This is a genomic window from Phycisphaerae bacterium, from assembly GCA_018003015.1.
GTDB lineage: Bacteria > Planctomycetota > Phycisphaerae > UBA1845 > PWPN01 > JAGNEZ01.
Map to the genome: position 1 here is coordinate 1 of JAGNEZ010000126.1, position 7,385 is coordinate 7,385.

A 7,385-nucleotide genomic window follows, 5' to 3' on the forward strand; every position below is an offset into this window, starting at 1 on the left:
ACCAGGGAATCCAGGTCACCGTGCACAACATCGGAAGCGCAGATGCGACAGCCTTCTCTGTGAGGGTGCAAAACAAACCCAATGGGACCTGGGCCACCATCGCCAAGCAGGAATGCTCCGGCCTAGCTTGGCCGAAGGATTTCACCCCGCGCACGACGAGATTCGAAATCCCAATTGACAGGCCGCACCTGGAGGGCGTTTTGCGAATTCTCTTGATCTCCGAAGGCCAGCAGTTTGATGTAAACGAGTCCAACAACTCTTGTCTCTTGGAGTGAAGTGTCGGTGCTGGACCGCGGCCGGTCTTGTGCGTAGGAAGATGATGTAGATTCGCAGGCTCCATGTCCTTCGCGGTCACCTGGCGGAACTGATCGAAGCTCTGGTCCCACAACGCAGGTGGGAACTTGGCGCCGCACGCTGCCAAGGTCGCCGCTGGTCTGCGGAGGAACGGAACATGCGTCAGGTTTGGGCCATTCCAGCGGTCGTGTGGATGGTGCTGGCCGGGGCCGCAGGGCTTCAGGCGGCGGTGGTCTATGAGTCAGCGGGAAGAAGAGGGCGCCGTCTGATCATGTCACAAGGCTCAGAACAGCGGCTCGATGACGTAATGGATGATCAGATAAGCCGCAGCTCCAACGACTGCCGAGCAAGGGAGCGTCAAGATCCAGGCGGTCACGATTCTCTGCCCCCACACCCACCGCACCGCGTGGACGCTCCGGGCGCTGCCCACGCCCAGGATCGCGCCGGTAATCGCATGCGTCGTCGACACCGGGATGCCCCACAAAGCCGTGCCGATTAGAGTAGTCGCGCCGGCGGTCTCCGCGCAAAACCCCCCGATCGGCTGCAAGCGGGTGATTTTGTTACCCATCGTGTTGATGATTCGCCAGCCACCGAACAGCGTTCCCAGAGCGATTGCCGCACAGCACGACAGGACGATCCACCACGCGATGTCGTGATGCCGACCGAAGAGTTCGTATCCCCCTTCGGTCCAGGATCTCTTGCCCGCGGTGACGAGGAGCGCGACGATAATCCCCATCGTCTTCTGGGCATCGTTGGCGCCGTGGCCGAGGCTGTAGAGTCCGGCAGACAGCAACTGCAGACGGCGGAACAGGCGGTCCACTTTCCGGGGCTTGGCATAGCGGACGATTCGTGCCGTGATCGCCATGTTGAACGCGCCAAGGACAAAGCCGATCGTGGGTGACAGAACGAGAAACAACAGTACCGGTCCCCAGCCCTTGAGGATCAGGACGCCGAACCCGGCCTTTGCGATTGCCGCGCCCGCGTATCCGCTGATCAAGGCGTGGGACGAACTGGTGGGCAAGGCCAGCCACCAAGTGAAGAGGTTCCAGAAGATCGCGCCGAGCAACCCTGCGCAGACCACGTAAACGTCGACCGTATTGAGATCAACCAGGCCCTTCCCGACCGTCTTGGCGACCGGCGTGCCAAACACGAAGGCGGCGATGAAGTTGAAGAACGCGGCCCAGGCGACGGCCTGGAGCGGGGTCAGTACCCGCGTGGACACAATGGTGGCCACGGAGTTGGCAGCGTCGTGGAACCCGTTGAGGAAGTCAAAAACGAGGGCGAACACGATAATGATGATGATGAGTGCAAGCATGGGTCTCCGCCGGTTACTGTTCACCAGTCAGGGGCACAGCAAGGCCGCCAAGGTTCCCACGGATCGGACGCCTGTGTCATGGCCTTTCGGTAGCAGCAGGCGGCACGCTTGACCGACTCGACACTTAGGGGCCGGAATCCCACGAAGTCGGATCGCGGACCGCTATGATTCCGCTAACGCCGCCCTTCAACGTACGATGGTCACGTCGCAGGGCGCATGGCTCGATACTCGCTCGGCAACCGATCTCGAGAGCCAGCGTTCGATACAGCTTCTGCCTTCTCGCCCCAAGACGATCAGGTCTGCGTTCTGTTGGGTTGCCTCACGGGTGACTGCTTCGGCCGGCCGACCGGTAAGGATCTTGACATCGAGGAGTACCCCCTCGGTTCCAGCGGAGTCACGCAGACTGACCAGACCCCGCTCGAGACGCTCCATTGCGGACTCGAGAAGACCGGTCATTTCGAGTGCCGATGGCGGCCCCGACCGCCGGGGGAAGGCCGCGACGCGGATCGTTGCGTGGAGCTGCTTGGCGAGTTCAATCGCGAACCGGACAGCCCGCTCGGCCGATTCCGAAGCATCATAACCCACGAGGATGCTCTTCAGCACGTTTGGCGTCCTTGTTCTCGGAGCCTGTCTGCGATCACTTTTGAAACGCCGACAAGACTGATCGTATTGGGGCTTGGTTACGGGGAGATTGCCGAACTGTTAAGATTGCGCTAACAATCAACCGTGATTCCCCTGCCATCCTCCGCCATGCATGGTAGGGCCAGGGCGCCTGGTATGTTCACATCACGACAGGTGGCGGATTCGGCGTTGCTCAGCTCCTTTCGGTTCAGCTCAAGGTTGATTTCCCTGGTCCGCGCTGGAATCCAGGACCTCGAAGAGCGCTGTGCCGCAACAGCCTGATGGCGGTTTGATTCCCAAGTAGCCGCAGACCGTAGGGGCCAGATCGCTCGGGCTCACTCGTCGGTTGATTCGTTGTGCAGGAATGCCAGGCCCGGCGACCATGATGGGGACATAGGTATCGTAGGCGTGCGGGCTGTACGACCCGCAGGTCCAAGAGCAGTACACCTTGCCCGAGAGGTTGGGTGGAGACAAGATGGGGCCAGAAGTCCCTGTCGGCTGGGAGGATCGACGCTAGGTGCTCGATCTAGCCTCGATTTCCGTGCCGCCTTGCACAGATTCGCTCTAGATTAGCGCCGTCCCAATAGTCTCTTAACACTCAGTTGTTTAAGATAGGGGTTGGTTTGGCGGCATCAGGACGCACGGGCATGAGCATGCGCAAGGCGATTCTAATCGTTGAGGACGAGGAGGACTTGGCCAGAGCACTGCAGTTTAACCTGGAGCGAGAAGGCTATGGTTGCCGGTGGGCGGCCGACGGTCGTCAAGCGGTTGTCGATGCCCGCCGAGAACTACCGGACCTCATCCTACTCGATCGGATGCTCCCGGGCATTTCTGGAGATGAGGTCCTGCAGCAAATCAAGAAAGAACCGCTCACGGCCTCGATACCGACGATCATGTTGACCGCCAAGAGTGAAGAAAGCGATGCGCTGGTGGGTTTCGCCCTTGGGGCGGACGATTACGTGGCCAAGCCTTTCTCAATGCGGCTTCTCCTGGCGAGAGTCGCGGCCCTCTTTAGACGGACCGAGGCGATCGACCTCAGTGGAGAGGTTCTGGCGGTTGGCCCAGTCCGGCTGGATGGCGGACGCTACAAGGTGTACGTCAACGGGAAGGAAGTGCCGTTAACAGCTACCGAGTTTCGAGTCCTTCGGGCTCTCATGGGCGTTAACGGGCGCGTGTTGTCACGGGCACAATTGGTCGAGTTCAGTCTGGGCACGGGTGTGGCCGTGACTGACAGAGCTATCGACGTTCACATCACCTCGTTGCGGAAGAAGCTCGGCGAAGGAGGAGCTTGGCTGCAGACTGTTCGAGGAGTGGGCTACACCTTTCGTGAACCGGTATCATCTGAATGATGAGACCCGGCCGACTATTCTGGAGAGTATTTGTGGGCAACGCCGCACTGATGGCCTTGGTGCTGGCTGCCCTTGCCTCCCTCATCGCTCTGGCCATGGATCGAATGTACGTCGATGAGGCGGCGGAGCATCTGCGAGCTCAAGCCACGACCGTTCGTCAGTGGGTTGGGGACCGGTTCGACCTAACTCATCAGGCTGAGTTGGATGATCTGGCCAAACGACTCGCGGCCGCCCAACCCGACGCCGTTCGCTATACACTGATCCTCACGGATGGGACGGTCCTGGCGGACTCGGAGTCTCAGCCGGTGACGATGGAGTCGCACGCAGGGCGACCTGAAGTTCGCGATGCACTGCAGACTGGCTGGGGCTCGGACACTCGCTTTTCGAGCACTGTGGCACAACGGCTGATGTATGTCGCCGTTCGGGTGGGCGAGGCGCACCCGGTGGGGGTCGTTCGCGTGGCGATGCCCCTGCGGACGATCACTGAACATGCTCAGGCGTTTCACCGCTTGATCTGGAGATGTACCGGGGTGGGGCTGGTGGCAGTGCTTGTTCTTGCCCTGGGTCTGGCCCGGGTGTGGAGCATGCCGATCCGTCGCCTCACGTCAACCGCTCGCCGCCTATCTCAGGGCGACCTCACTGCTCGTATGCCGGTTACCGGGAGAGACGAACTGAGTGCGCTGGCTCGGTCAATCAACCAGATGCGCGACCATCATGTCAGTCATCTTCATACCATCGACCGGCAGCGACGTACTCTGGAGTCACTCCTCGCTCAGCTCAATGAGGGCGTCGTGGCCGCCGCGCCCGGCGGGCGAATTGTACTCATGAATCCTGCAGCCATGAGACTCCTGAGTATTCCAGAATCCCTGGCGACTGAGGTAGGCTGGCTCGAAGGGCAGATTATCGAACGGTGCATCACCTCGCACGACCTGCAATCGCTGCTGCTCCCGACTGCGGGCCATATCCCGGGAGCTTCGGATCGTCCCCCTGATCTTGGCGACCGGCGAAGTCCCCAGGAGATCAGGCTACAGATCGAAGGGCCAGACGGAGAGCGACACCTGCTCGCCCGGGGCGAGGATATCTTGCTCCCGCCATCCGACCCTCAACAGGAGTTGCTCGCGGCGAGCCCCTCGCTTGTACCCGGCCGGTTGGTCGTCCTCACGGATATTACTGATCTGACCCGCACCATGCAGATCAAAGCCGATTTCGCGGTCAACGCATCACATGAACTGCGAACGCCCGTTTCCGCCATTCGCGCCGCAATCGAGACCCTCTTACAGCTCGATCCGGTCAAGGACGTCGAGGACCTTCGGCACTTCTTATCGGTCGTGGACCGACAGAGCGAGCGCATGGCCGCGATGGTCGGCGACCTCCTCGATTTGTCGCGGATCGAATCCGCGCGCAGCCGGTTCGAGCCTGTTGCGATCAGTATCCGAGAGTTGCTAGGCAACCTGGAGGCTCGGTTTCGGGAACCGATCAAGAGCAAAGGGCTGGGCTGGGAGACTTCGGTCGAGGAGCCGTTGTCTACCGTGGTGGCCAATTCCTACCTCCTGGGCTTGGTCTTGAGCAACCTGGTGGACAACGCGATCAAGTTCACCGACAGCGGCGGACGTATTCGGGTCGCCTTCCGCACTGCCAATGAGACGGAACCCAACTCCCCAAGCATGGTCATTGAAGTGGCCGACACGGGCTGCGGCATACCCGAGTCCGAACAACCACGCGTCTTTGAGCGGTTCTACCAAGTCGCCCGTGCGCGCTCCGGATCCATGCGGGGAACCGGCTTGGGACTTTCCATCGTTCGCCACGCGGTCGGAGCCATGCAAGGCACGGTTGATCTGCAGAGCCAGGTCGGCCAAGGTACTCGGATTGCCGTCACCCTGCCGATGCGATCAACCTGCCAATCTTAACCGATTCTTATTGCTACTCAAATCCGAGCCAAACAGAATCCCCTCATGATCTAGAGTAGCTGGGCACAGCGCGTCGGACGCGCGACACCAGGCTTGTGGAGAGAATCATGATGATCAGAACTGCGATTCTCGCATGTGGGCTGTGTCTTGTCATGGCGATCGGCTGCAACGACCAGCCGACCCATGATGGCACCAGCGACGCTACCGAGGAAGCCAGCAAGGGAAGCAAAGCCAGGGAGCCGGTTACGGTGAAGGTTGACGGATCGAGCACCGTCGCCCCCATTTCCATGGTGGCGGCGGAGATGTTCCAAGGCAGCCACCCGGAGGTTCGCGTTTCAGTGGGCATCTCGGGCACCGGTGGCGGCTTCAAGAAGTTCCTGGATACGAAGCCATCGCTGCGGACGGACATCAACGATGCCTCCCGACCGATCAAGCCGGCCGAGATCGAGGCCGCCGGAAAGGCCAACGTCCAGTATGTCGAGCTGCCCATCGCCCTGGACGGCATCGCCGTCATGGTCAACCCGGGTAACGCCTTCTGCAACCACCTGACCATCGCCGAGCTCAAGAGAATCTGGGAACCGAACAGCAAGATCAACAACTGGAAGGAAGTGCGCGAGGGCTTCCCTGACCGGGCTCTGAAGCTCTACGGCCCCGGAACGGACAGCGGCACCTTCGACTATTTCACTGAGGCGGTCGTCGGCAAGGAAAAGGCCTGCCGTGGTGACTTCAGTGCAAACGAAAACGACAACGTTCTCGTCCAGGGTGTCTCTGGAGATCCGGGTTCACTGGGTTACTTCGGGTTCGCCTACTATGAGGCCAACATGGCCAGACTCAAGCTTCTCGCGATCGACAACGGCGACGGCAAGCCAACAAAGCCCAGCCTGGAGACCATTCGCGACGGAACCTACAAGCCGCTCTCTCGACCGCTGTTCTTGTACATCAACAACGAAGCGCTCGCCAGAAGCGAGGTGAAGAGCTTCCTCGACTTCTACCTCGCCAACGTCAAGTCAATCGTCGAGCACCCCAAGGTCAAATACGTCTCGCTGCCCGACGCCATCAACTCGGTGGCGGTCCAACGGCTCGTTCAGCGGACCACGGGATCCGTGTTCCAGGACATCAAGCCCGGCGAGTCGGCCAATCTGGCGAAGCTGTACAACGCGAACTAAGGCATTGGTCAGGATGTTCAGGAGCGATGCGACTGTGCAAGCCAGCAGAAGAGCCATCCTGCGATGCAAAGAGCACGCGATCCACGGCGGCCTGTTTCTTTGTGCCCTGCTGTCCATTGCGACGACCGCCGGGATCATCTGGGTGCTGACCACCGAGTCGCTCGCTTTCTTCCGGCATGTCTCGCTGGGCTCGTTCGTCCTGGGAGCCCGCTGGGCTCCCCTCCTCGAGCCCCGCAGCTACGGTATTCTGCCCCTGGTCGCGGGCACATTCCTCGTCGCGGCCGGGGCATTAGCGATCGCCCTTCCGGTCGGACTGGCGGCGGCCATCTACTTGAGCGAATATGCTCCGCGAAGCCTTCGACAAATCGCCAAGCCCCTTCTTGAAGTGCTGGCTGGTGTACCGACAGTCGTTTATGGCTACTTCGCCCTGACCTTCGTAACCCCCCATCTTCTACTGAGGATCCTGCCGCGAACCGAGATCTTCAACGCGGCCAGCGCCGCCATCGTCGTCGGCATCATGATCATCCCGACCATCTGCTCGCTCTGCGACGACGCCTTTCGAGCGGTACCTCAAACCCTCAGGCACGCGGCCTACGCTCTGTCCGCGTAAGCGCCCACCAGAACCATGGGGGGCTGGGCCGGAACGCGGGAGGGTGCGGAGCTGGACTCAGCGGGGGAACGAGGCCTGGAAACGCCGGCGGGTGGCCCGGCGGAGTTGCTTGCGGTCGGCCCG

7 protein-coding genes are annotated in these 7,385 nt (G+C 60.9%); 5 read left to right on the forward strand and 2 right to left on the reverse strand.

The features are described 5' to 3' along the window. The coding region (locus tag KA354_24805; GenBank protein ID MBP7937873.1) for a hypothetical protein at window positions 1–275 on the forward strand (275 nt) is incomplete at its 5' end. A 302-nt stretch (window positions 276–577) separates the two neighbouring features. Here KA354_24805 and KA354_24810 read toward each other — a convergent pair. Together KA354_24810 and KA354_24815 are read right to left on the reverse strand one after the other, a co-directional pair. Next, the gene (locus KA354_24810) at window positions 578–1,609 is read right to left on the reverse strand and encodes an inorganic phosphate transporter (GenBank protein ID MBP7937874.1); all 1,032 of its coding nucleotides are present in this window, start codon (window positions 1,607–1,609) and stop codon (window positions 578–580) included. Window positions 1,610–1,795: 186 nt separating this feature from the next. Further along, window positions 1,796–2,212, reverse strand: a complete 417-nt coding sequence (locus KA354_24815) for a universal stress protein (protein ID MBP7937875.1) — start codon at window positions 2,210–2,212, stop codon at window positions 1,796–1,798. 671 nt (window positions 2,213–2,883) lie between these two features. On the opposite strand from KA354_24815, the gene KA354_24820 reads away from it, so the two are divergent. The 4 genes from KA354_24820 to KA354_24835 all read left to right on the forward strand — a co-directional run bounded on the left by KA354_24820 (window position 2,884) and on the right by KA354_24835 (window position 7,262). Continuing rightward, window positions 2,884–3,579: a response regulator gene (locus KA354_24820; protein MBP7937876.1), complete on the forward strand. Its 696-nt coding sequence runs from the start codon at window positions 2,884–2,886 to the stop codon at window positions 3,577–3,579. Between the two features lie 32 nt (window positions 3,580–3,611). Then, entirely contained in the window at window positions 3,612–5,486 is a 1,875-nt protein-coding gene (locus tag KA354_24825) for a HAMP domain-containing protein (protein MBP7937877.1), read from the forward strand. A 107-nt stretch (window positions 5,487–5,593) separates the two neighbouring features. Then, complete coding sequence (locus tag KA354_24830) at window positions 5,594–6,652, forward strand: PstS family phosphate ABC transporter substrate-binding protein (protein MBP7937878.1); 1,059 nt, start codon at window positions 5,594–5,596, stop codon at window positions 6,650–6,652. A 34-nt stretch (window positions 6,653–6,686) separates the two neighbouring features. After that, a complete protein-coding gene (locus KA354_24835; GenBank protein ID MBP7937879.1) occupies window positions 6,687–7,262 on the forward strand; it encodes an ABC transporter permease subunit in 576 nt (191 codons plus the stop codon). Window positions 7,263–7,385: the final 123 nt, after the last annotated feature.

Coding starts and splice junctions, on each gene's coding strand:
- KA354_24810 (MBP7937874.1), bottom strand. CDS start 1,609: ATGCTTGCACTCATCATCATCATTATCGTGTTCGCCCTCGTTTTTGAC.
- KA354_24820 (MBP7937876.1), top strand. CDS start 2,884: ATGCGCAAGGCGATTCTAATCGTTGAGGACGAGGAGGACTTGGCCAGA.
- KA354_24830 (MBP7937878.1), top strand. CDS start 5,594: ATGATGATCAGAACTGCGATTCTCGCATGTGGGCTGTGTCTTGTCATG.